Raw genomic sequence first — 1,707 nt, forward strand, 5'->3', positions numbered from 1 at the left:
TCGCGGTGACCGCGCGGGACGCCGCGGGCAACGCGACCACCGAGCGGGTGCCGGTCGCGCTGCGCCACCCGGGGATGCGGGCCGTGCACCTCTCCGCCAGTGCCTGGGCCAGCGCCAGCCTGCGGGAGCCGGTGCTGGAGATGGTGCGCGAGGGCCGCATCGACACCATCCAGCTCGACATCAAGGACGAGAGCGGGCGGATCGGCTACGCCTCCCAGGTCCCGCTGGCCCAGGAGATCGGTGCGAACGCGGGGCACTACGACCCCCGGGAGGCGCTGGAGACGCTGCACGCCGAGGGGGTGCACGTGGTGGGCAGGCTCGTGGCGTTCCGCGATCCCGTCCTCGGCAAGGCCTCGTGGGAACAGGGCAGGCACGAGCGGCTGGTCCAGACCGCGAGCGGGGCGCCGTGGTCGGGCGGCTACGGCGACTACTCGTTCACCAACTTCGCCGACCCGGACGTGCGTGCCTACAACATCGCCCTCGCCGAGGAGGCCGCCGAACTCGGCTTCGACGACATTCTCTACGACTACATCCGCAGGCCCGACGGCGCCGTGTCCCGGATGCGCTTTCCGGGTCTCGACACCTCCCCGGAACGGTCGATCGCCGACTTCCTCGCCGAGTCGCGCGCGGTGGTGCACCGGCACGGCGCCTTCCAGGGCGCGTCGGTGTTCGGCATCGCCGCCACCCGACCCACCCAGATCGCGCAGGACATCCCGATGATGTCGGAGCACGTCGACTACGTCGCGCCGATGGTCTATCCGTCGCACTGGGGCCCCGGCGAGTACGGAGTGTCCGATCCGGAACGGCAGCCCTACGACATCACGGCGCGTTCGCTTGCCGACTTCGTGGATCTGTCGCGGGAAAACGGCCGCACCAAGGTCATCCCGTGGCTCCAGGCGTTCAGCCTCGGGGTCTCCTACGGCGCCGACGAGATCCGGGCTCAGATCGAGGCGGCCGAGGACAACGGCATCGACTCGTTCCTGCTGTGGAACGCCGCCTGCCGGTACGACGAGTCCGCGCTCGCCCCGACCTGAGCCGACCGGTTCAGCCCCGTCCCACGTAGGGCATGGTGGTGGCCGCCACCGTGAGCGAGTGCACGGTGGCCTCGAGAGGCAGCCCGGCCATGTAGAGCACGGCGTCGGCCACGTGCACGGCGTCGAACGTGGCCTCGGGCCGGACACCGCCGTCGGCCTGCTTGGCGCCCTGAGCGAACCCCTCGGTCATCTCGGTGGCCGCGTTGCCGATGTCGATCTGTCCGCAGGAGATGCCGTGCGCGCGGCCGTCCAGCGCGATCGAGCGGGTCAGCCCGGTCACGGCATGCTTGGTGGCGGTGTAGGCGACGCTCTCCGGTCGCGGCACGTGCGCCGAGATCGAGCCGTTGTTGATGATCCGCCCGCCGCGCGGGCTCTGCTCCTTCATCAGCCGCACGGCCTGCCGCGCGCACAGGAACATGCCGGTGAGGTTGACCTCAACGGTCTCCCGCCAGTCGTCCACCGAGACGGTGTCCACCGCACCGGACGGGCCGAACGAGCCCGCGTTGTTGACCAGGACGTCCACCCGGCCCCAGGTGTCGCGCGCCGCGTCGAACAACGCGGCCACGGCGTCGGGGTCGGTGACGTCGGTGGGTACCACTCGTGCCCGCGAGGCGGCACCGTCCGGCCCGGCCGCGTCCTCGGACGCGCCGGCGACCGTCTCGCGCAACGTCTC

At 71.5% G+C, this 1,707-nt stretch carries 2 protein-coding genes; one reads left to right on the plus strand and one right to left on the minus strand.

Annotated features, from left to right (window positions below):
- On the plus strand, nt 1-1,034 hold a 1,034-nt coding region (locus SACSA_RS23120; protein ID WP_019816654.1), incomplete at its 5' end, for a putative glycoside hydrolase.
- Nucleotides 1,035-1,044: 10 nt separating this feature from the next.
- Here SACSA_RS23120 and SACSA_RS0114695 read toward each other — a convergent pair.
- Nucleotides 1,045-1,707: SDR family oxidoreductase (locus tag SACSA_RS0114695; RefSeq protein ID WP_019816655.1), on the minus strand; the 663-nt coding region annotated here is incomplete at its 5' end.

Origin of the sequence: Saccharomonospora saliphila YIM 90502 (assembly GCF_000383795.1) — a bacterium.
Taxonomy (GTDB): Bacteria; Actinomycetota; Actinomycetes; order Mycobacteriales; family Pseudonocardiaceae; genus Saccharomonospora; species Saccharomonospora saliphila.